This is a genomic window from Microbacterium sp. P26, assembly GCF_023712585.1.
In the GTDB taxonomy this organism is placed as follows: domain Bacteria; phylum Actinomycetota; class Actinomycetes; order Actinomycetales; family Microbacteriaceae; genus Microbacterium; species Microbacterium algihabitans_A.
In genome coordinates, this window is record NZ_JAMAXZ010000009.1 from 173,562 (window position 1) to 195,267 (window position 21,706).

Consider the following 21,706-nt stretch of genomic DNA (forward strand, 5'->3'; position numbering starts at 1 on the left):
GCTATGTGGTTCGCAGATATTTTTTAAGAGATAGCCATTGGAAGGAAAGCACGGCGGCCTCAGCTGCGAGTTCTCCTGCCGCACCTCCGACCGCGCCGAAGAAAAGAGCGAGCACCAGAATCGCTGGCACGCCGACCAGTGCTCCGAGGAGAGCGCTCTGTGCGAGCCGGTTTACCTGTCGCGACGCGACTAGGCCGATCCCCCCTGTTATTCGTGAAATGCAGACAATCGCGAGAGTCGTACCAAACACTGCCGCCGTCGACGGCGGTATCGTTGCGACACCGGAAAATAGGACGCTCGAAGCAGTGGGAGCGAGGAACGCAAACAGAACGCCACCTACGAGTCCCATTGCTATTCCCCACCCGATGGACTTGCGGACTCGCTGACGACGGTCGTTAGCCTGCGAAGCCGAGCCAACCCACCCTTGCATCGCGTTGGGAAGCGCAATGAGACCGCCCAAACAGATTCGAAGAATCCGTTCTCCTGCAGCGAATACAGCGACCGAATCAGGCGAAACGATACTGACCAACGACACTGGGAGTGCGATGTACAGTGCGCTCGAGGATCTTGTCAGGACCGCAGACCATTGCGAACGAATCGCTAGCCTCACCTGTCGCGCTTTCCAAATCCGTGCTTTCTGGGACGTCTGTCGTCGAACATGCGCGAGGCTCAACACAACTGCGACAATCGCGGGAATGCCAAGTCCGACCACGGGGTAGACCCAAAAGTCGAAGCCCACGAGCATCAAGCCTGCGGCTATCGCCAGTCCGATCAACCTGGGAAATGCCTCGAACGTCACCACGAGCCACGGGCGCGTCTGGCCCAGGAACATCCAGGACAAGCTCAGACTGGTTAAAAGCGTCGCGAGCGCCACACTTGCCGCCCAAACCCCGTTGGTTGGACTGATCAGGAGCGCGGCGCACACCGTCACTAATGCGAGCGGACCGAGCACTACAAGTCTTGTTTGGATCGACAGAATGCTGAGCGACAGCGCGCTAGTCGGGGCCTGTCGGGCTACACGCTGAGGGCCGGATAAGCCCCAGCCCATCTCGCCGATCGTCACAAATCCCGCGCCGATCGACTGTCCGACCGCCACAGCGACCCATGCTGGCTCGCCGAAGCGCGACGTCAGAACTGGAAGAACGAGAAGCGGAGTGATGATCCCGAGCAATGGGATCACGGCAAAGCCGAGGCCGGCGCGGGTACGCCGCATCACTGGCGTCCGCCTGTCCGCGCTTGATGCCTGCCGAACATCGGACACGGACGGATCGGCCCTTTCGGGCCAAGGTCGGATCGTTCGGCGTACTGCGACGGCGATGTCGCGCCGACCCTAAGGTCAGACGTCACAGTAGACAGGCCCCTCTCGACACATGCCCAGAATGATCTGCGCGCGATGAGGCTATCAGTTGTGTGCTCGGCGATTCGCCAGGAATGGTGTTGGTCCCTGGTCTCTGGAACGTGGTCACAGGCCGATTTGCTCCGTTCACGAGCCTGTGACATTAGTGGCCTAAAGTTACCGGGTGCGGAGCGGTCGTATATGGGTTGCCTGGCTCGTACTGTCTGCCTACTTCGTCGGCGCAGCGGCCCTCGTCTTCTGGCCGGTCAAGGTCGGCGAAGGGGCTGTTGTGAATCTCGCGGCGGCGTTGCATAAGGATCAACAAAAATTGTTGTCAGTCCTTGAGCCGCTGGCTAACGTTGCCTTTTTCGTCCCGATTGGTGCCCTGTTGTTCTGGGGGCTCGCCCGTTGGTGGGCTGCTTTGATCTTGGCGCTTGCAGTTTCTTGCTTCATTGAGGTGGTGCAAGCAATCTTGCTGCCCGGTCGTGTGGCGTCCCTCGGCGACGTGTGCGCGAACGCAGCAGGGGCGTTCATCGGAATTTGCGCAGCTGGACTGGTCGATTGGGTCCGTCGGCGGCGCGTGCGTGGACCCACCCGTAGCTCGTCCGCCGTGTGGTGATCGCCTGAACGCGGTGCCGAAAACGTTCCCCACAACGTGGCGGAGGGAAGGCTGGCGGGGCCCTCGTCGGGGCCGATCCCGGCCATCGCGGCGGAGTCAAGGACGCCACTGTTGTTCGCCGCGTGCTGGATTTTGCGAGAGCGTGGGTGTCCTGCGTAAGACCGATAGATCACCGGCGCCGAAGGAATACTGAATATGACGAAGGCCCCGGATCTCTCGATCCGGGGCCTTCTTCTTGTTGCGGGGGCAGGATTTGAACCTACGACCTCTGGGTTATGAGCCCAGCGAGCTACCGAGCTGCTCCACCCCGCGGCACAAGAGAAAACATTACCCACAGCTGAACGGCATGGCAAATCCGGGCACGCCGCCCGGGAGTGTCGCGAGAGAATAGGCAGGTGAGCAACAGTTTCGATGATCTCGACGACGGCCGGCCGGAAACGCCCGCTCAGCGCGCCGATCGCAACTGGAGCGAGATTCTGCAGGAACTTCGAGTGCTGCAGACGGGTACGCAGATCCTCACGGGCTTCCTCTTGGCGCTGGCGTTCCAGGCGGCCTTTACCGAGCTAGATGCCGCCCAGCGGGCGTTCTACCTCGTGCTGGTGTGCCTGGCGGCCCTGAGCGCCGTTGTGGCGCTCGCTCCGGTCGCTTTGCACCGTGCGGTCTTCCACCTGCAGGTGAAGCCCGCTCTCGTCCGCGTGGGGCACAACGCCCTGCGCGCAGCGTTGGCGCTGGTGTCTCTGCTGCTCGTCGGCGTCGTGGTGTTCGTCTTCGACGTGGTCATCGGTTTCGTCGCGGGTGCGACCGCCGGAGTCGTGCTCGGAGTGGTCATCCTCGTACTGTGGATCGTGGTGCCGGTCTTCGTCCGGGGCCGAGGGAGGGAGAGGACCCGATGAGTCATGACGCCGTCGGCATCGCCGTCGCTCAGTTCGCTCCTGCAGCGTCGCGCGAGGCGAACCTGACCGACATCGATCAAGCGACGCGAACAGCCGCCGCACGCGGTGCTCGGGTGATCGTCTTCCCCGAGTACTCGAGCTACTTCGTCGACCCCTTCGACGACTCGCTCGCCGCCAACGCCGAGGACCTCGATGGTCCCTTCGTTCGTCACCTCACCACCTTGGCGGCAGAGCTCGACGTCATCGTGGTGGCCGGGTTGTTGGAGAAGGCCGACGACGGCAAGCGGGTGCGCAACGCGGTCGTGGCGGTCGGCGCAGACGGCATCCGGAGCGTGTACCGCAAACTGCACCTGTACGATGCCTTCGGTCAACGCGAATCGGACTGGGTGGAGCCGGGGGAAATCTCGCCGCCGCAGACGTTCGAGCTCGACGGACTGCGATTCGGGCTGATGACCTGTTACGACCTGAGGTTCCCTGAGGTGGCGCGAACGCTCGCCGATGCCGGCGTCGATGTCGCGCTCGTACCGGCGGAGTGGGTGCGTGGTCCGCTGAAGGAACACCACTGGCGAACGCTGCTGCAGGCCCGCGCGATCGAGAACACGTTCTTCGTCGCGGCAGCCGACCACCCGCCGCCCCTCGGCGTGGGGCACTCGATGGTCATCGACCCGCAGGGTGTCGTGCTCGCTCAGGTGGGCACGGCCACCGATGTGGCGGTCGTGCACGTGGATCCGGACGCCATCGCGCGCGTGCGGCGCGTGAATCCCGCGCTGGAACTGCGACGGTATCGCGTCACACCACGCTGATCGGCGCGGCGGGACGGGGGAGCTTCCCCGCAGCTGTCAGTGCTGCTTCTGCTCGAGGCGCAACAACGAGATGCGGCGCGTGCGCCACAGTCCGGTGCGCACGGTAGCCATGGTGTAGCCCTCGGCGGTGAGCCGCGCGATGGCTTCGGGAGTGAGGCGGAGGCCACGCTCGGCGTCGCTCCATCGGAGGTCTTTGCCATACAGCTCGGTGATGCGTAGGGAACGAGCGGCGAGATCGTTTCGTTTACGAGGCATGTTCTACATTCGTCGGCTATTCGGCGAACCGCCCGGCGGATTTCCGGCGGTTTTGCGCTGAAAGTACCACCCGGATGTTGCGCCCCAGGTGTCTGTGACGTTGCGAACACGTATGCGGGTTTTTTCGTTCACCCGCCCGATCACCCGTTGTGATCTATGCGCGGGACATTCCCGCGAGCCGCTCCGCGGCGTCCGCCAACACTTCGACGCGCTTGCAGGCGGCGAAGCGTACGAGCGTGGCGTACTCGTCGCGGTGCGCGGGGGTGACGAACGCCGTGAGGGGAATGCCCACCACCCCTGCGCGCGCGGGCAGCTCGCGGCAGAACGCGTCGGCGTCGGTGGCGCCCAGGGGAGCGGCATCCACCACCGTGAAGTAGGACCCGGCCGGAGTCGACACGTCGAAGCCGGCCGCACGCAGCCCGGTGCCGAGCAATGCGGCCTTCGCCGCCATCTCAGACGCGACTGCGGCGAAGAACTTGTCGAGCAGCCGCAGGCCGGTGGCGATGGCCGGCTGGAACGGCGAGCCGCCGACATAGGTCAGGTACTGCTTGACGGCGAGCACGGCGGTGACGAGGTCGGCGGGGCCGGTGACCCATCCGGTCTTCCAGCCCGTGAGCGAGAACGTCTTGCCGGCCGACGAGATCGACAGTGTGCGTTCGGCGGCACCCGGAAGCGTCGCGATCGGCACGTGCGGTCCGTCGAAGACGAGGTGCTCATACACCTCGTCGGTCACGATGATGGCGTCGTGCTGATGGGCAAGGCGCACGACCTCGTCGCGCACCTCGCGAGAGAACACGGTGCCCGTGGGGTTGTGCGGGTCGTTGACGAGGATCACGCGCGTGCGGTCAGTGACTGCAGCGGCCAGCTGCTCGAGGTCGGGTTGGAAGTCGGGCCAGCGCAGCGGCACCGGCACGAGGGTGGCTCCGGCGAGCGCGACGCACGCCGCGTAGGAGTCGTAATACGGCTCGAAGACGACGACTTCGTCGTCGGGACCATCGATGAGCGCGAGCAGCGTCGAGGCGAGCGCCTCGGTCGCACCGACGGTGATCAGCACCTCGCGAGCCGGATCGAGCTCGATGTCGTAGAAGCGTTTCTGGTGCTCGGCGACCGCGGCGAGCAGGTCGGGGAACCCGCGCCCAGGTGCGTACTGGTTGATGCCGTCGGCGATGGCCTTGCGCGCCGCGTCGAGCACCGGCGCCGGGCCGTCTTCGTCGGGGAAGCCTTGACCCAGGTTGATGGCGCCGGTCGAGGCTGCGAGTGCGCTCATCTCAGCGAAGATCGTGGGGACGGTCGTGCCGTCGGCCGAGAGAAGGCCCGCGCCGCGAGCGGTGCGCTGCCAGGCGCCGGAGATGTGCTGCATGGATTCAAGGATGCCGCACGACTGTCGAGTAAAGACCCATGTTCGGGCGCAGTGGCGCGATGGAGAGAGGGATGCACCGTAGGGCGGCCAGATCGTAGGGCAGCTGCGGACTTCCGATCGTGTCGGGCCTGTTGTAACTCGCTTCCCTGATCTTCGATCTCGAATTCAGCACGGGCATCTTGCCTAAACGTCCCGAGCGGCATTACGTTCGACTCTGTCAATCGACACCTCGATCGCTGTGACAGATCTTCGTTAAGAACGGCTACCGGTTTGAGTCAGGTCGGCTTTCCCGGTTTTGCGTGGAAGGGAGATGTCTTTGAGTCGCAACGCTGGCTTCTCAACGAACGTGTTGCTGAGGGCCGCGAAGGCGAGAGCGATAGTCATTGTAAGGATTAGATATGGTCCAACCCCCAAGGCTGTCGCGCCCATAACTCCAAGTAGCTGAGCCACCGGGTAGGCGTAAATGTATAGCCCGTATGAATAATCGTCACGCCTAAACCAGTTTCCAAACGGGAGCTTGATGGCGAGCCAGAAACACAGGTAGACGATCGGAAAAGCTATTACCCCGGCGGCGACCGGCATGAAGATCATGGCGACGACCGCGAGGATCGCTGCTGAGGCTGCCCCCACCCATGACATCTTCACAGCTCCGCGATACATGTAGAGCAATGACCCAGCCGCAAAACTCGCGAAGGTGGTCAGGAACTTCATCACATCTTCGGGGTGGATGACCTTGAAAAGAGTTTCGGAGGGTGCAGGAATTGTGCCGGGGCGGAAAGACTCGACTATGAGCAGAGCCGCGACTGCGCCGAAGATCAGCGCGGTCACTCGAGGGGTTAAAGCGCGGCACAGGAAGAGAAGTCCGACGATGACGTAGCAGATGAACTCAAAAATCAAAGTCCAAGTAGCGCCGTTCCAGTCCGGATGTCCGTAAGGCGAGGTCTCCAGGGTGCCTTGAATATCGGGCTGAACCACCCGCAACGTCACGTTCTTGAGGACGAATGCGACGCTCTCAAAGACTGGGTAGTCGCTGATAGTGCCTTTTTCTATCATCCAAGCCGCCGGGCCGAATGCCGCAGCGATCACGATGAAGCAGACCCAGAAGCCTGGGTAGATGCGTAGGAACCGGTGCCAGAAATATCGACCAGTCGATAACCGGAGTCTGCTCGCCGTGATCAGATACCCGCTGATTCCGAAGAAGCCGAAGACGGCTATCGATCCGAGAGTCGTGGCGCCGATTGCCGGGTCGGGGCCAAAGCCGCCCAGTGGCCACGCATGCGACACGACCACCAGCGCGGCCAAGACCAGCCGGATCGTGTTTAGGCTGTTGTTCTTACGGTCGAATGACTCGGACAGCGTTCTACTCATGCGGGCCCCCACGCCTATGGAAGGCGTCGATTGCGCCCGTTGAGAAGATTACCCTGCTGATTTCGCGGCATTTGCACGTGGTCGACGTGACTCAGGTGAAGCTCCGCAGAATCAGGCCGGAAGTTTCGGCGCGTTGACCCGGGCCTGCTTGATTCGTTCGGCCCTGGCATGGCAGACGCGCGTAGAGGCTCTTTGGGTTGGGCTGTGCGTCTCGAAAACGGCGAGCTAGCTGCAGCTCGCGCGGCAGCTACTCACCGAGCGAAGTAAAACAGGCACTGCAGACCGTACGGCCCTACGAGCGAGGGGGTTGCCCTCAGTGATCCGTTACGTCGGGTTCAATTGCCTCAGTGTCCCAGCGCAACCCGGGAATGCCACCCACCCCCTTCCTGCTAGACCCATAGAGGCGGCTCACACCCGTCATAGGTGGCCCACAGGATCGGTGGTCATCGTAGAAGCGCCTGGAAGAAGGAGCATCACCATGAGCGACACCACGGACAACCGTCCCGAGGGTAACGACAACAGCCGCTACACCGACCCGCAGAACACCGGCGCGCAGACGCCCGGTGCCCAGAACACTGGCATCCCCCCGATGCCGACCCGCTCGCCGGCCGCCGCGGCCGCCGCATGGCCCCCGCCGGCGCCCGACACCGCGGCCCCGCAGCACGGCGCCAACACCGGCGCACCGCCGCAGGGCGGATACGCCTCGGCCCCGTCGGGTGCGACGAGCCCCACCGGTCAGGCCTTCGGCCCCGGTGCGACTGCCGCGCACCCCACCATGCCGCTGCATGACGGAGCCCCCGCGGCTCCGCGCAAGAAGAGCGCGGCCCCCCGCGTCGCCGCCCTGCTCGTCGCCGCCGCTCTCGTCGGTGGTGCGGCCGGTCTCGGTGGAACCTACGCCGGCCTCAACCTCTGGGGCGGCTCGAGCACCACGGCGGCCGCCGGTCCCTCGGCCATCACCGTCAACAACCCCGACGACGTCAACAACACCTCGGCGGTCGCCGCCAAGGTCGTGCCGAGCGTCGTCACCATCAGCGCCACGGGCGGCTCGTCGGGCGGCACCGGTTCGGGTGTCGTGCTGAGCAGCGACGGCTACGTGCTCACCAACACGCACGTGGTCACCCTCGACGGCCAGACCGGCAACGCGACCATCTCGGTCACGACCTCCGACGGCAAGGTCTACAAGGCCACCGTCGTCGGCACCGACCCGACCTACGACCTCGCCGTGATCAAGCTCGAGGGTGCGTCGGGTCTCACCCCGATCGAGTGGGCCGACTCGTCGAAGCTCAACGTCGGCGACAACACCATCGCGGTCGGCGCTCCGCTGGATCTGCCCAACACGGTGACCACCGGTATCGTCAGCGCGCTCAACCGCTCGATCCAGGTCGCCTCGTCGGCAGCCCCCAGCGACGGCAGCGACTCGCAGCAAGACCAGGGTCAGGGCGAGGGCGAGAGCCCGTTCCGCTTCGACTTCGGTCAGGGCCAGCAGCAGCAGTCGGCGAGCCAGACAATCAAGATCGCCGTCATCCAGACCGACGCCGCCATCAACCCCGGAAACTCCGGTGGCGCACTCGTCGACAGCGACGGCAAGCTCATCGGCATCAACGTCGCCATCGCCAGCGCGGGTGGCTCGTCGTCGGGCGGACAGTCGGGCAACATCGGCGTCGGCTTCTCGATCCCGTCCGACATCGCCAAGCGCATCTCGACCGAGATCATCGACAACGGCTCCGCGACCCACGGTCTGCTGGGTGCGTCTGTTCAAGATGCCGCGTCGATCCAGGGCGCGACCACGACCGGTGCCTACGTCGCCGAGGCGCAGAGCGGTGGGGCCGCGGCATCCGCCGGTCTTGCCAAGGGCGACGTGATCACCAAGTTCAACGGTGTGCCCATCACCAACTCGATCGACCTCACCGCTCAGGTGCGCGCGCTGGCCGCGGGCTCCAAGGCCGAGGTCACCTACAACCGCAACGGTCAGGAGAAGACCGTCGAGGTCACCCTGGGCTCCATGCCCACCAGCTGATCCGGCACTTCTTCAGGCAGCCCCCTTCGGGGCCGGACGCCACCCCGCGATAGGCTCGCGGGGTGGCGTCTTTCTCGTTCGGTGCGGGAAACGCGAGAAAACTCCGCCGCATCCCGCTCTACCTCGCCGGTCGCCTCGTGACCGCGATCGTGCCGCGCTCGCGCGACGAATGGGTGTTCGGCTGCGCGGTCGGCATCGCCGACGGAGCCCTCGCCCTGCACCGCATTGCGGATGCCCACGGCGAGAAGACGACCTGGCTCGTCGCCGATAAGGCCCAGGCGCGCGAGGCCGAGAGGCTCGGCATCCGGTGCGTCGTCCGTGACTCGCTGCGCGGGTTCTGGCGCACGGCCCGAGCCCGCGTGATCGTCGTGACCCACGGCTTCGGCGACGCCCAGCGCTACGCCGAGCACGGAGCGCTGCTCGTGCAGCTGTGGCACGGCATCCCCCTCAAGCGCATCGGCCTCGACTCACCCGAGACCACGCGCGCCCCCGCGCTTCCGCGGCTGCTGCAGCCCGTGCTCGCGCACCTGTACCGCCGGGCCACGCGCCGCATCGCCGTGCTGCCCGCCGCCTCGCACCTCGTGCGCGGACGCCTCGAGAGCGCCTTCGGCCTGAGCGATGCCAGCGTTCCCGTCACGGGGGAGCCGCGCGTCGACGTGCTCTCGACCGGAACGCCCGCCGAACGTCGCGAGCGTGCGCGCACCGCCTTGTCGACAGTGCTCCGGATGCCGCTCGGCCACCGCCGCATCGTGCTGTACGCCCCCACCTGGAGAGACGGAGCAGCCGACCCCGCCGTGCCGACGATCGCCGAGTGGAACGGCATCCGGGATCTTTTCGACACCCACGATGCGATGCTGCTCGTGCGCTCGCACCCGCTGGGGGCGGGGGAGTACCGCGCGCCGGGGGAGAGCGACCGCATCCGGTTGCTCGGCAGCGACCTGGTCGCCGACGTCACCCCACTGCTTCCCGGGCTCGACGTGCTCGTGACCGACTACTCCTCGCTCGCGTTCGATGCGGCCCTCGTGCCGCTGCCCGTGGTGTTCTTCGCCCCCGACCTCGAGGCCTACACTGCCCGCCGTGGCCTGTACGGCACGTACGCGGATGTCGCGGGGGAGCGGTTCGGGCGCACGTGGCACGAGACGCTGTCTCTGCTCGACGAGGTGCTGGCCGATCCCACGGAGGCCGTCGCGGCCTCCGAACGCCGCAGTGCCCTCGTGCACGCCCACCGCGACGGACGCAACGCCGAGCGCGTCTACCGGGTGATCCGGTCGCGGCTCGACGCCGGCCCCCACGGAAGGACTGATCCCCGATGACCGACGCGCGCCTGTTCGACGACGCCGGCACACCCGCCCTCGAGCTGAGCGGAACGGGTGCCCGCCCGGCATCCGTCGATCTCGTCGGAGCCCGCGCCCGCGTCAGCGCCCGCCTGTACGGACGCGGTCGCACCTGGCGCGCCGTCGTTCCGCTGCAGGCTGCGCGGTGGGGTGGGCCCATGCTGCCTCTGCCGTCGGGGGAGTACCGCCTGGAGGTCCCGGATGCCGATATCTCCGGCCTCACGCTCGACGAGACCGCCCTGCCCGGCCTGCGTGCCGCACTGAGCCACGGTGTCGTGAGCATCACCGCCCCGATCGACCCCGTGTACGTGACGGGGGAGGGTCGCGCCGCCATCGAGCGCCGCTACGTCGGAGGAAAGCGTGAACCGCTCGAGAACGCCGTGTTCTTCGAGAGCTTCTACGGCCGCACCGCCGGCTGCAACCCGCTCGCCATCGACCGCGAGCTCGCCCGCGTCGCCCCCGCCGTCACCCGGTACTGGAGTGTCGTCGACCTCTCGGTCGAGGTGCCCGAGGGCGCCATCGCCGTCGTCGAGGGAAGCCCCGAGTGGTGGCGCGCCCGCGGAGTCTCACGCCTGCTCGTCGTCAACGACTGGCTACGCCGCCGGTTCGTCCGCCGCCGCGGGCAACGCGTGCTGCAGACCTGGCACGGCACCCCGCTCAAGCGCCTCGCCCTGCACCGCCCCGGCTTCGACCCGCGCCGCGCGCTCGCCGTGCTGCGCGAGAGCCGCCGGTGGGACGTACTGCTCGCGCAGAGCCCTTACGCCGCGCGCGTGTTGTCGAAGGCGTACGCGTTCGCGGGGCGGCCGATCTGGGTCGAGGGGTATCCGCGGGACGATTCGCTGGCGTCCTCGTCGTTGGGTCCGGAGACCCGGCGCCGGCTCGGGATCGATGACGGGGAGCGCGTGCTGCTGTACGCCCCCACCTGGCGCGACGACCGCGAACGCATGGTCGACTTCGTCGACCCCGCAGCCCTCGCTCGCTCCGCCGACGCGGTCGTGCTCGTGCGCGGGCACACCCGCACGCTGCTTCCCGGAACCGACGCCGCCGGCCCCCGCGTCATCGACGTCACCGGGTTCCCGGACACCTCGGCCCTGCTCGCCGCGGCCAACGCGCTCGTCACCGACTACTCGTCGGTCATGTTCGACTTCGCCATCACCGGCAAGCCGATGTACTTCCTCGTGCCCGACCTCGAGCACTACCGCGGAGAGCTGCGCGGGTTCTACTTCGACCTGCTCGACCTCGCCCCCGGCCCCGTCGTGCGGTCGCAGGACGACCTCGAGCGCGCGCTCGCCGAGGTCGACCCGGCGATCTTCGCCGAGCGGTACTCGCGTTTTCGCGCGTTGTTCGCGCCGCGGGACGATGGGCGGGCTGCGGAGCGTGTGGTTGCGCGGTTGTTGGACCAGGGGTTTGTGACGCGCGGGTGACACGAAGCGCGGAGCCTGGTGTGACGCACGTTCAGTAATTCGCGCAACCTCAGCGCGAGACACCGGATGCCGATTGAGGTTGTGCAGATCGCGGAGCCTGTGCGCCGCGGCATCCGCCGCACGCCGCGCGACCTCGGTGATTCGCGCAACGTCAGTAATTCGCGCAATCTCCGCGCGAGGAGTCGGATGCTGACTGAGGTTGTGCAGATCACTGAGCTTGTGCGCGGCGGCATCGTGCCCGGCACCGCGTAGTTTCAGTGATTCGCACAATCTCCGCGCGAGGAGTCGGATGCTGACTGAGGTTGTGCAACTTACTGAGCTTGTGCGCGGCGGCATGGCGCCAGGCTCTGCGTAATTTCAGTGATTCGCACAATCTCCGCGCGAAGCCCCGGATGCCGACTGAAGTTGTGCAGATCGCGGAGTTTGCGAGCCGCGGCATCCGCCCCACGCCGCGCAACCTCAGCGATTCGCGCAACCTCAGTGATTCGCGCAACCTCAGTGATTCGCGCAACCTCACTGATTCGCGCAACCTCAGTGATTCGCACAACCTCACTGATTCGCGCAACCTCAGCGATTCGCGCAACCTCATTGATTCGCGCAACCTCATTGATTCGCGCAACCTCGGTGATTCGCGCAACCTCAGTGATTCCCGCAGCCTCAGTGATTCGCGCAACCTCAGTGATTCGCACGATCTCAGCGCGAGGCACCGGATGCCGACTGAGATCGTGCAGATCGCGGAGTCTGTGCGCCGCGGCATCCGGCACCTCGCCTACGGCAGCGGCGTGTTCCGCCCGCGCAGGCGCGACGTGTCGACCGTGTCGCGCGCGCCGCGGAAGAGCGCCCACACGAAGCCCGCGCCCCACGACACGTGCATCGACGGCAGCACGGCGGCGGTCCAGGCCTTGTCGCGCCACCCGCGGCCTCCGCCCCGGCCGAGCGCGACGACGGCGATCAGCGCGGCGTACGCAACGACGGGCAGGTGCAGCAGCGACGCGGGTCCGCCCCGGCGGCGCGCGACTTGGGTCAGGGCGGTGACGACCGAGATCCCGGATGCCGCGAGCAACGCCGGCGGCGCGAAGTACCGCAACGAATTGCCGCGGCCGTACCGACGCACCAGCTCGCCCCGCCACGCGCCCGTGGCACGGAACTGCCGCACGAGCCGCGTCCAGCTCTCGCGCGGCCAGTAGACGACCGACAGGGTCGGGTCGAACCAGACGCGGTAACCGGCGCGACGGATGCGCAGGTTGAGCTCCCAATCCTCACCGCGGCGGATGCTCTCGTCGAACAGGCCGACCTCTTCGAGCACGGCGCGGCGCATCACGCCGAGGTAGGCCGACTCGGCCGGACCTTCGTGCGACCCGCCGTGATACGCGCCGCCGCCGAGGCCCACGCGGGAGTTGTAGGCGCGCGCGACAGCGCGTTGGAAGGGCGAGCGCCCGTCGGCGCTCATCACCCCGCCCACGTTCGCGGCGCGCGTGCGGCGCAGGGTGTCGAGGGCGCGACGCGTATATCCGGGTGCGAGTTCGGAATGCGCATCAACGCGCACGATCGTCGGATACCTGCTCGCACGAATGGCGAGATTCAGTCCCACCGGAATGTCGGCGGCCGCATTCTCGATCAGCACGATGCGGTCATCGGATGCCGCGAGCTCACGGGCGATGACGTCCGTGGCATCCGTCGACGGTCCGAGAGCGAGCACGATCTCGACCGATCCCGGAACTTCCTGCGACAACGTGGATGCCACCGAACGCCGCAGATATCGGGCCTCGTTCAGCACGGGCATGATGAAGCTCACGCCGGCGTCATCGGCAGGAACGGGCGCGTCTCTTCCGCCGGGGGTCGGGAGGGGCATCCGTCGATCCTTTCACGGGGCACCTGGCCGGTACCCTGGAACGATGCCCCTCGTTCGCGATACCCGACTCGCCATGGGGCTTTTGCGCAAGGCCCTCGCCACCCGAAATGCCCGCCGCAATCTGCGCCGCGCACTCGAGGCGCGCGGCCCATTGCCGACCGGAAAGTTCCAGATCGCGGTGTATTTCGCCGACGGCGCGGTCAACATGTACCAAATGCGCCAGTGGTACGCGCCGTTGCGGAAGCTCAGCGAGAAATGGCCGGTCGTGGTCATCAGCCGGGCCATTCGCGGAGCCGACGCCCTGCTCAAAGACGACGCCCTGCCGATCGCCTACGCGCCCACCGTGAATGCCGTCGAACAGGTGTTGGCCGAGCAAGACATCCGCATTGTTCTGTACGTGAATCAGAACACCCGCAATTTCCAGATGTTCCGCTACGGGCAGCGCTGGCACGTGTTCATCAATCACGGTGAGTCCGACAAGATGTACATGTCGACGAACCAATACAAGGCCTACGACTACGCCTTCGTCGCCGGCGACGCCGCTCGAAACCGCCTTTCACGTGTGCTGTGGGATTACGACCTCGACCGCCGCACGTTCTCGATCGGCCGCCCGCAGGCCGACCACTATTCGGGCGAGTTGCCGTACATGCCCGACGACCGCACGGTCGTGCTGTACGCGCCGACGTGGGAGGGTGATCGCCCCTCGGCCCATTACGGCTCCATCGCCTCGCACGGCGAGGCCCTCGTGACGGCGCTGCTCGCCACCGGGCGTCACCGCGTGATCTACCGACCGCATCCGCGTTCGGGGGTGGTGGATGCCGCCTACGGCGCCGCCAACGCCCGCATCGTCGCTGCGCTGAAGACGGCCAACGCCGCGGACCCGGCCGCTCATCACGTGCACGACACCGGCGCGGAGCTCGGCTGGCAGCTCGCCGCGGCTAATCTGGCGATCGTCGACATCTCCGCGATGGTCTACGACCGGCTCGCCGTGGGCAAGCCGCTGATGATCACGCGGCCGACCGATCCCGAGGCCCTGGTCGACGACAGCGGATACCTCTCGGCGTGCGAGTGGCTGGATGCCGCGGCATCCGGAACCATCGTCGCCGAGGCCGACCGCGTGCTGGGCGACCCCGACGCGGTGGGCCGCCTCGAGCACTGGGTGCAGCACTACTTCGGCGACACGACGCACGGGGCTGCGACGGAGCGTTTCGAGTCCGCGATTGCGGAGCTGATGCAGCGCTGGGGCACCTGGCACGAGCGCTCGGTCGGGTAGGCCTGCCGGCCGTTCGTGCGTGGCCCCGCGGCCACGCGTGACGCCCCGGGGCCATGTTTCTCGCCCCGGTTTTCGCTGCGCGCGGAGGCGGTGCAACCGCCGGGCGTTCGTTCGTGGCCCCGCGGCCACGTGTGACGCCCCGGGGCCACCTTTCGCGCCCCGGTTTTCGCTGCGCGCGGAGGTGGCGCAAGCGCCGGGCGTTCGTTCGTGGCCCCGCGGCCACGCGTGACGCCCCGGGGCCATGTTTCTCGCCCCGAAGCGAGACCTGCCCACCTCGCGACTCAGCCGAGCGGAGCCAGCCGGCTGATCGCGGCGAGCGGGATCCCCACCCAATCCGGACGATTACGCGTCTCGTAGATCGCCTCGTACACGGCCTTGTCGAGCTCGAACGCGGCGAGCAGCGGGTCGTGGTCGTCGGGGGCGCGGCCCGCGGTCTCGGCGTAGCCCTGCACGAAGGCCTGCTGCGCGGCGATGACCCACGCGCGCACGGCGGCTCCGTCGTCGTCGGCGACGGCGCCCGAGACGTAGTCGAACGAGCGCAGCATGCCGGCGACATCACGCACGGCGACGTCGGGCTTGAGCCGCTCGTGGATCGGCCGCAGCGGCTCGCCCTCGAAGTCGAGCAGCACCCAGCCGTTGCGCGGAGTGTCGAGCACCTGCCCGAGGTGCAGGTCGCCGTGCACGCGCTGCAGCTTCGGCCACGCGGCCTCGGCTGCGGTGGCATACACCTCGCGAATGCGATCGGCGTAGGGCTCCAACTGCGGAACCTCGGCCAGCGCGATCGCGAGACGCCGCTCCCACGCGCCCACCACGGCGGCGCGATCGGCCGCGTCGGGCTCCACCGTCGGGAACTGCTCGGCCAGCGCTACGTGCATCCCTGCGACGCTCGCGCCGAGGGCGTAGGCGCGTGCGGCGAAGTCGTCGGCGGCGGCTGCGGCGTCGAGAGCCACGCGCCACGCGTCTTCGACGCCCTCGAAGAACTCCTGCGCGAACGCGAGCGATCCGCTGACGGGCACGCCCTCGGGGGTCATCCACGATCCGCGCACCTCGCCGATCGCGGCCGGTACGAACGCCGCGCCTCCTGCCGCAAGAGCGGACTGAAGCTCGACATCGGGATTGATGCCCGGGTTCACCTGCCGGAATAGCTTGCAGATCACGGGAGCACCCTCGTCGCCCTCGTCGGGCCGGAAGATCAGCGACGTGTTTGACTGCTCCCCGCTCAGCACGCGGGCGGTGACCTTCGTCGCGGGGCGCTGCTCGGGGGAGGCCAGCGCGATGCCGATGAAGCCGTTCTGCGCCTCGCCCACCTCTCCGCCGACGGTGACCCACGAGTACAGCGCCGCGGTGAAGGCGTCGTCGGTCGTGGCATCCGCCCACACCCGACCCTCGTCGGCCGGGCCGATCAGACTGCCCGGGAGCACGGTTCCTTCGTCGCGCACGGCGACCGGAACCTGGTACACGATCGCGGGCTGCACGGCGTCGTCGCGCACGAGCAGCAGCCGCGCGTCGGCCTCCTCGACGGGCCAATCCGCGATGACGGTCAGCCGGGGGTCGCGCCCCTTCGTTCCGTACCAGCGCTGACGCGGCATCCAGACGGCGAGCAGGTCGAGGAGGTCACCCATGCCGCGAGGCTAACGCGCCCGACTCCGTGCCGCGCGGGACTTGCGCGACCCGCCGTGTCGATGACATGGGTCCGGATGCCGCGTCCTCCGCGCATCGCGCGCTTCGGTTGCCGCAGATGGTCGCTCGTGACGGTCCGTGCGGCAATGTGGGGCGAATGACGCGGCGGCCGGTTTCAATTGCCGCAGATGACCGCTCGCGGGGTCCCGCGCGGCACTGTGGGGCAAATGACGCGGCGGCCGGTTTCAATTGCCGCAGATGGTCGCTCGTCCGTGGCCCCGGGGCCACGCTCGGCGCCCCGGGTCCACGTTTCACGCCCCGATCTCCGCCCGTGCGCGGGGGCGGCGCGACTCTTCGCCGTGCGCGGGGGCGGCGCGACTGCCGGGCGCCCGCACGTGGCCCCGGGGCCACGCTCCGCGCCCCGGGTCCACGTTTCACGCCCCGGTCTTCGCCCGTACGCGGGGGCGGCGCGACTCTTCGCCGTGCGCGGGGGCGGCGCGCCTGCCGGTCGCTCGCACATGGCCCCGGGGCCACGCTCGATGCCCCGGGTCCACGTTTCACGCCCCGACGTCCGCCCGTGCGCGGGGGCGGCGCGACTCTTCGCCGTGCGCGGGGGCGGCGCGCCTGCCGGGCGCCCGCACATGGCCCCGGGGCCACGCTCGATGCCCCGGGTCCACGTTTCACGCCCCGATCTTCGCCGTGCGCGGAGCGCCGCAACCGCCGGGCGCCCGCACATGGCCCCGGGGCCACGCTCGGCGCCCCGGGTCCACGTTTCACGCCCCAATCTCCGCCGTGCGCTGGGGCGGCGCGACTATTCGCCGTGCGCGGGATCGGCGCAACCGCCGGGCGCCCGTACATGGCCCCGGGGCCACGCATAACGCCCCGGGTCCACGTTCCACGCCCCGATCTCCGCCGCGCGCGGGGCGGCGCGACTGCCGGGCGCCCGCACATGGCCCCGGGGCCACGCTCGACGCCCCGGGTCCACGTTTCACGCCCCGATCCCCGCCGTGCGCGGGGGCGACGCAACCGCGCGCCCCGGCCTCCGGCCGATCGGCCCGGCTCAGCCCTCCGACGCCCCGCCCGCGCCCAACTCGCCCTCGCCGTCGCGTCGCCGCCGCCCGGGCAGCATCTTGCGCGCGCCCGAGCCCACGGCATCCGCGATCGCATTCCCCGCACGGCGCACGCCACCCACGGCCGAGCGCTCGAGTCGCTCGCTGCCGGGCCGCGGCTCGAGGTCGGCAGGAAGCTGCAGGGGAGGAGCCCCGAACGCCCGCCGCGAGTTCACCAGCACGCGCCGGCCGAGGATGTTGTTGCCGGCCCCGCCGACCACGGCTCCCACGCCGAACGGCAGGGCCTTGCCGATGAACGACGCACCGCCGCGCGTGGCGAACGTGCGCACGAACGACGTCTTGAGTCGGTCGAGCAGGGGGCCGACCATGGCCCGCGGAAGCGTCTTCGTCACCATCTCGCCCCAGTAGCCCGAGCGCGAGACGCCGCGTCCCGACGCCTGCGCGGCGAGCTGCGACACGAGGTCGACGCCCTCCTTGCCGAGCATGAGTGCGAGCACGAGGGCGCGGCCGCGGTCAGGGTCCGTCACCGCGAGCCCGTGCACCTCGGCGACCGACTGGGCGAACAGCGCCGTCGCCTCGAGGAATCCGACGGTCTCGACACCGCTCAGCGCGAGCGTGACCCCGGTGCCGATCCCGGGCACGACAGCGGTCGCGCCGACCGCCGCACCCCCGGTGGTGACGGCCGCGAGATAGCGGCGCTCGAGGATCTTCAGGATCTCGTCGACGGTGGCATCCGGATGCCGCAGGCGCACACTCCGCAGATGCGCGAGCACCACGGGTCGCTGCACGGTCATGACGCGGTCGAGCAGCCGGATCGCACGCGGGTGCTCCTCCGACCCGACCGGTGGGATGCCGCCCCTCCAGGGCGCGTCGTCGGGCAGGGTGTGGATGCGGTGCACCTTCTCAGCCATGGGCTCATCCTCTGCCTGCCGCCCGAGAGTTCGGGGGGAGTTGACGGGTCGCGCCTGTCGTCCGATCGGACGAACTCTGCCTCAGACGAAGAGGTTCGCGCGCTCGAGGTCTTCGGCGAAGTCGACCTCGACGGCGTACAGGTCACTGATGTCGAGCGGCTCGACGCACACGCCGTCTTCGGCGATGGCGAGCTCGAGGCCGCGCTCGAAGTAGTCCTGGTCGTCGACGCGCTGCAGCTGACGCTGGAACGCCTTCTTGTCGCGCGACGAGATGTAGTTGATGCCCACGGCTTCGCCGACGCCGCCCACGACCACCTTCGACAGCTCGGCGATGAAGCCCTCGGCATCGACCGTGTACTTCACTTCTTCATCGCTGACCTTGGCGGTGTCGACGGTGACGAACGAGCGGTCGTCTCCGATGAGGTTCGCTGCTCGCTTGAGCACGTGCGGGTCGAACACGACGTCGCCGTTCATCCACAGCACGCCGCCGCGTCCGCTGGTGGCGAGAGCGCGCAGCAGGCTCTTCGACGTGTTGGTCTGGTCGTAGCGGTCGTTGTAGACGTAGTCGACCTCGGGGAACGCGTCGACGATCGTCTCGGCGCGATAGCCGACGACCGTGGTGATACGCGCCGACGTGCCGAAAGCGGCGTGGATGTTGTCGTGCTGCTGCTGCATGATGCTGCGGCCGTCGGCGAGCGGAGTGAGGGGTTTCGGCAGGCTGCGGCCGAGGCGCGAGCCCATGCCCGCGGCGAGGATCACGATCTGAACAGTCAAGGCTGGCTCCTGGGGGGATGAGTCGTCATGTCCGGTTCACCGGAATGTCACGCCTTCGTGTTCGATTTACGCTAGCGAAAAACCCTGATCCAGTGGCATGATTCGCGCCGACTGTTGTGGTTTCGTGATCCCGACTGATCTCTGCGCCTCGCGACCAGGCGTCGGGCGATGTCGGAGGTGGTTGGTAGTTTGGTGCGATGACAGCGTCGCTGCCGGAGCCTTACGAAACGTCCCCGTCCGACACGGAGGGTACTGCGGCGAGCGTCGAACCTTCGGGTCCCGTCTCGCCACCCAAACCCCGCGCCCCGCGCAAGACGCCCGCGCGTGCCAAGGCCGCGTCGGCTGCTGCTTCTGCGGGGTCGAATGAGGGTCCGGATGCCGCGTCCCCCAGCGACCCGTCCGCCCCCGACTCGGCCGCGCCGGCCAAGCCCGCTGCGAAGCCTCGCGCTCCGCGTGCGCCTCGCACGACGGCCGCCGGGGCGACTCCGCGGACCACCGCCGCGCGCAAGCCGGCCGCTCCGCGCAAGCCCGCCGCGCGCACGGCGGCGTCGAACGCGACCACCGACAGCGACACGCCGCGGACCTCCGCTGCGAGCTCCGCCTCGACGGCGGCCAAGAAGCCTGCCGCGAAGCGTCCCGCCGCCGCCAAGAAGCCCGCGACTCCCCGCACGACGGCCGCCGCCAAGGCCGCCGCGGCGAAGAAGGCGGCCGAGGCTGAAGCCGCGACAGCCACTCCGGTTTCGCCCGGCCCTCCGCCGCCGCTGCCCGACGACCTCGTCGTGCCTCCGCGTCCGCCGCTGCCGGGTGCGGCGTCGACGGGTGATTCGGCGGGCGACGCGGAGCAGACGTCTGCGGTCGAGTCGGCGCCTTCTGTTGCTGACGCCACGCCGGCTGACGGTGCGGTGGGGGAGCCCGCGGTCGCCGAGGATACGACTCCCGCTGATGTTGCGGTGGAAGAGCCCGCGGTTGCCACAGACGCGACTCCCGCTGATGTCGCGGGCGAGGAGCCTGCGGATGGCGCGGAGGAGACTCCCGCTGATGTCGCGGTGGAGGAGCCTGCGGTCGCTGCCCAGACGGCGGCAAACTCGGCGCCTGCCGATGTCGCCGTGGAAGAGCCTGCGGTCGCGGCCGAGACGGCTGCAGACCCGGCGCCTGCCGATGTCGCGGTCGAAGAGCCCGCGGTCGTTGCCGCCGCGACCTCTGCTGATGTCGCGGCGGATCAGCCCGCCGCGGTCGCCGCGACCGTGGCAGACCCGACCCCCGCAGATGTCGCCGTGGAAGAGCCCGTCGTCGAGCCGAGCCCGGCGGAGGTGTCCACCGACGAGACCTCCGCAGAGCCCTTCATCGGCACGACAGCCGAAGACAGTGCGGCGGAGCCCGAAATCCTGGTCGCGACCCCGCTCGAGGATGAGACCGACTCCGCCGTCGCCGAGCCCGTCGACGTCGCGGAGTCCGAAGACCCGACGCCCGCCGACGTCCGCGTCGACGAGGAGGCTCCGGCTTCGGCCGACGTCGAGTCGGTTCCGGCCGCGCAGGCAACGGATGACGCCGTAGCAACCGGCGCGATGCTCGAGCCCGCGGGAGAGGAGTCCTCCGCCGACACACGCACGGCAGTGCTCGACGCCGCCGACGCGTCCGAGCCCGCGGATCCGGCCGATCCCGCCGACGACACACACACCGCGCTGCTCACGCCCGCGGCGGTTGACGTTTCCGTTGCGGAGCACACCGACGACGACCAGCGCGGCGTCACCGCTCCTGAACGCGACGATGCCCCCGTCGACCGCGACGACGTCACCGCGGTCCTGGCCGCCGCCACCGCGGAATCCGCCAACGACGATTCCGCCGTCGTGGTGACCGACACCGACGAGTCCGACACCGCGGCATCCGCCACCGATGACCCCGCCGTCGCGGTGACCGCCGACGACGACACCGTCGTCACGGCGCCCGCCGCCGCCGCCACCGCCGCCGCGGCATCCGTCACCGTCGAGACCGGGGATGCAGAAGCGGCCACCGCGACCGACCCCGAGACCGCCGTCCCGGCGCTCACCCTGCGGAACCTGTCGAAGTCGTTCGGCGAGCTCAAGGCCGTCGACGCGATCGACCTGACCGTTCCGGCCGGGTCGTTCTACGGCCTCGTCGGTCCCAACGGCGCCGGCAAGACCACGACGCTGTCGATCATCGCGGGCCTGCTGCGACCCGACGGGGGAGCGGTCAGCATCAACGGCGTCGACGCGACCAAGCGCTCGCGCGAAGCGAAGAAGCTCATCGGCGTGCTGCCCGACCGGTTGCGCACCTTCGACCGCCTCACCGGACGCCAGCTGCTGTCGTACTACGGCGCCCTGCGCGGCCTCCCCGCCCCGCTCGTCGAGAGCCGCACCGCCGACCTCGCGCGCGCGTTCGACCTGGTCGACGCGCTCGCCCGCCCCGTGTCGGACTACTCCGCGGGCATGACCAAGAAGGTCATGCTGGCGGGTGCGATGATCCACTCGCCGCGCCTTCTCGTGCTCGACGAGCCATTCGAGGCCGTCGACCCCGTGTCGAGCGGCGTGATCCTCGACATCCTCGGCGCCTACGTCGAGCACGGCGGAACCGTGATCCTTTCGAGCCACGGCATGGAACTCGTCGAGCGCGTCTGCTCGCGCGTCGCCGTGATCGTGTCGGGTCAAGTGCTCGCCGAAGGAACCGTCGACGAGGTGCGCGGCGAAGGCACCCTCGAACAGCGCTTCCGCGAGCTTTCCGGCGGACTCGGCGACGTGGAGGGCCTCGAGTGGTTGCACACGTTCTCCGCCTGAGACTG

The 21,706-nt window shown here is 68.5% G+C and carries 17 protein-coding genes and 1 tRNA gene; 8 read left to right on the forward strand and 10 right to left on the reverse strand.

The genetic code is table 11. The features are described from left to right. Position 1 precedes the first annotated feature (1 nt). Complete coding sequence (locus tag M3667_RS16305) at positions 2–1,261, reverse strand: hypothetical protein (RefSeq protein WP_251509567.1); 1,260 nt, start codon at positions 1,259–1,261, stop codon at positions 2–4. Between the two features lie 259 nt (positions 1,262–1,520). Here M3667_RS16305 and M3667_RS16310 point away from each other — a divergent pair, with 259 nt between their 5' ends. Beyond that, positions 1,521–1,955, forward strand: a complete 435-nt coding sequence (locus M3667_RS16310) for a VanZ family protein (RefSeq protein ID WP_251509568.1) — start codon at positions 1,521–1,523, stop codon at positions 1,953–1,955. A gap of 238 nt (positions 1,956–2,193) precedes the next feature. Here M3667_RS16310 and M3667_RS16315 read toward each other — a convergent pair. Beyond that, positions 2,194–2,267 (reverse strand) — tRNA-Met (locus tag M3667_RS16315). 83 nt (positions 2,268–2,350) lie between these two features. On the opposite strand from M3667_RS16315, the gene M3667_RS16320 reads away from it, so the two are divergent. Both M3667_RS16320 and M3667_RS16325 read left to right on the forward strand, forming a co-directional pair. After that, complete coding sequence (locus M3667_RS16320; protein WP_251509569.1) at positions 2,351–2,848, forward strand: DUF6328 family protein; 498 nt, start codon at positions 2,351–2,353, stop codon at positions 2,846–2,848. Next, on the forward strand, positions 2,845–3,651 hold the full coding sequence (locus M3667_RS16325; RefSeq protein WP_251509570.1) for a carbon-nitrogen hydrolase family protein: 807 nt from the start codon (positions 2,845–2,847) through the stop codon (positions 3,649–3,651). Before M3667_RS16320 ends, M3667_RS16325 begins: the two co-directional genes overlap by 4 nt. A 36-nt stretch (positions 3,652–3,687) precedes the next feature. Here the strand turns inward: M3667_RS16325 and M3667_RS16330 are convergent, their stop codons facing one another. From M3667_RS16330 to M3667_RS16340, 3 genes are all read right to left on the reverse strand, one after another. Beyond that, positions 3,688–3,906: a hypothetical protein gene (locus M3667_RS16330; protein ID WP_251509571.1), complete on the reverse strand. Its 219-nt coding sequence runs from the start codon at positions 3,904–3,906 to the stop codon at positions 3,688–3,690. A gap of 154 nt (positions 3,907–4,060) precedes the next feature. Next, positions 4,061–5,266 (reverse strand): aminotransferase class I/II-fold pyridoxal phosphate-dependent enzyme, encoded by a 1,206-nt coding sequence (locus tag M3667_RS16335; RefSeq protein WP_251509572.1) that lies wholly within the window; start codon positions 5,264–5,266, stop codon positions 4,061–4,063. A 252-nt stretch (positions 5,267–5,518) separates the two neighbouring features. After that, positions 5,519–6,634 carry an acyltransferase gene (locus M3667_RS16340; protein WP_251509573.1) on the reverse strand — a complete coding sequence of 372 codons (1,116 nt, stop codon included), beginning with the start codon at positions 6,632–6,634 and terminating at the stop codon, positions 5,519–5,521. A gap of 478 nt (positions 6,635–7,112) precedes the next feature. Here M3667_RS16340 and M3667_RS16345 point away from each other — a divergent pair, with 478 nt between their 5' ends. The 3 genes from M3667_RS16345 (at position 7,113) to M3667_RS16355 (ending at position 11,409) form a co-directional block, all read left to right on the forward strand. Next, positions 7,113–8,651 (forward strand): S1C family serine protease, encoded by a 1,539-nt coding sequence (locus M3667_RS16345; RefSeq protein ID WP_251509574.1) that lies wholly within the window; start codon positions 7,113–7,115, stop codon positions 8,649–8,651. A 62-nt stretch (positions 8,652–8,713) separates the two neighbouring features. Next, on the forward strand, positions 8,714–9,964 hold the full coding sequence (locus M3667_RS16350; RefSeq protein WP_251509575.1) for a CDP-glycerol glycerophosphotransferase family protein: 1,251 nt from the start codon (positions 8,714–8,716) through the stop codon (positions 9,962–9,964). Continuing rightward, positions 9,961–11,409 (forward strand): CDP-glycerol glycerophosphotransferase family protein, encoded by a 1,449-nt coding sequence (locus M3667_RS16355; protein WP_251509576.1) that lies wholly within the window; start codon positions 9,961–9,963, stop codon positions 11,407–11,409. Before M3667_RS16350 ends, M3667_RS16355 begins: the two co-directional genes overlap by 4 nt. 769 nt (positions 11,410–12,178) lie before the next feature. On the opposite strand, the gene M3667_RS16360 is transcribed toward M3667_RS16355, so the two are convergent. Continuing rightward, positions 12,179–13,261, reverse strand: coding sequence for a glycosyltransferase family 2 protein (locus M3667_RS16360; protein WP_251509577.1), 1,083 nt, complete (start codon positions 13,259–13,261; stop codon positions 12,179–12,181). Positions 13,262–13,304: 43 nt separating this feature from the next. Between M3667_RS16360 and M3667_RS16365 the strand changes: the two genes are divergently transcribed. Then, the gene (locus tag M3667_RS16365; RefSeq protein ID WP_251509578.1) at positions 13,305–14,534 is read left to right on the forward strand and encodes a CDP-glycerol glycerophosphotransferase family protein; all 1,230 of its coding nucleotides are present in this window, start codon (positions 13,305–13,307) and stop codon (positions 14,532–14,534) included. A 281-nt stretch (positions 14,535–14,815) separates the two neighbouring features. Here the strand turns inward: M3667_RS16365 and M3667_RS16370 are convergent, their stop codons facing one another. From M3667_RS16370 to M3667_RS16385, 4 genes are all read right to left on the reverse strand, one after another. Then, positions 14,816–16,156 carry an aminoglycoside phosphotransferase gene (locus M3667_RS16370; RefSeq protein WP_251509579.1) on the reverse strand — a complete coding sequence of 447 codons (1,341 nt, stop codon included), beginning with the start codon at positions 16,154–16,156 and terminating at the stop codon, positions 14,816–14,818. A gap of 1,058 nt (positions 16,157–17,214) precedes the next feature. Next, a complete protein-coding gene (locus tag M3667_RS16375) occupies positions 17,215–18,135 on the reverse strand; it encodes a hypothetical protein (RefSeq protein ID WP_251509580.1) in 921 nt (306 codons plus the stop codon). 81 nt (positions 18,136–18,216) lie between these two features. Next, the gene (locus M3667_RS16380; protein WP_251509581.1) at positions 18,217–18,909 is read right to left on the reverse strand and encodes an NTP transferase domain-containing protein; all 693 of its coding nucleotides are present in this window, start codon (positions 18,907–18,909) and stop codon (positions 18,217–18,219) included. Between the two features lie 220 nt (positions 18,910–19,129). Further along, on the reverse strand, positions 19,130–19,642 hold the full coding sequence (locus M3667_RS16385) for a hypothetical protein (protein ID WP_251509582.1): 513 nt from the start codon (positions 19,640–19,642) through the stop codon (positions 19,130–19,132). Between the two features lie 373 nt (positions 19,643–20,015). Here M3667_RS16385 and M3667_RS16390 point away from each other — a divergent pair, with 373 nt between their 5' ends. Next, positions 20,016–21,701, forward strand: a complete 1,686-nt coding sequence (locus M3667_RS16390; protein ID WP_251509583.1) for an ABC transporter ATP-binding protein — start codon at positions 20,016–20,018, stop codon at positions 21,699–21,701. Positions 21,702–21,706 lie beyond the last annotated feature (5 nt).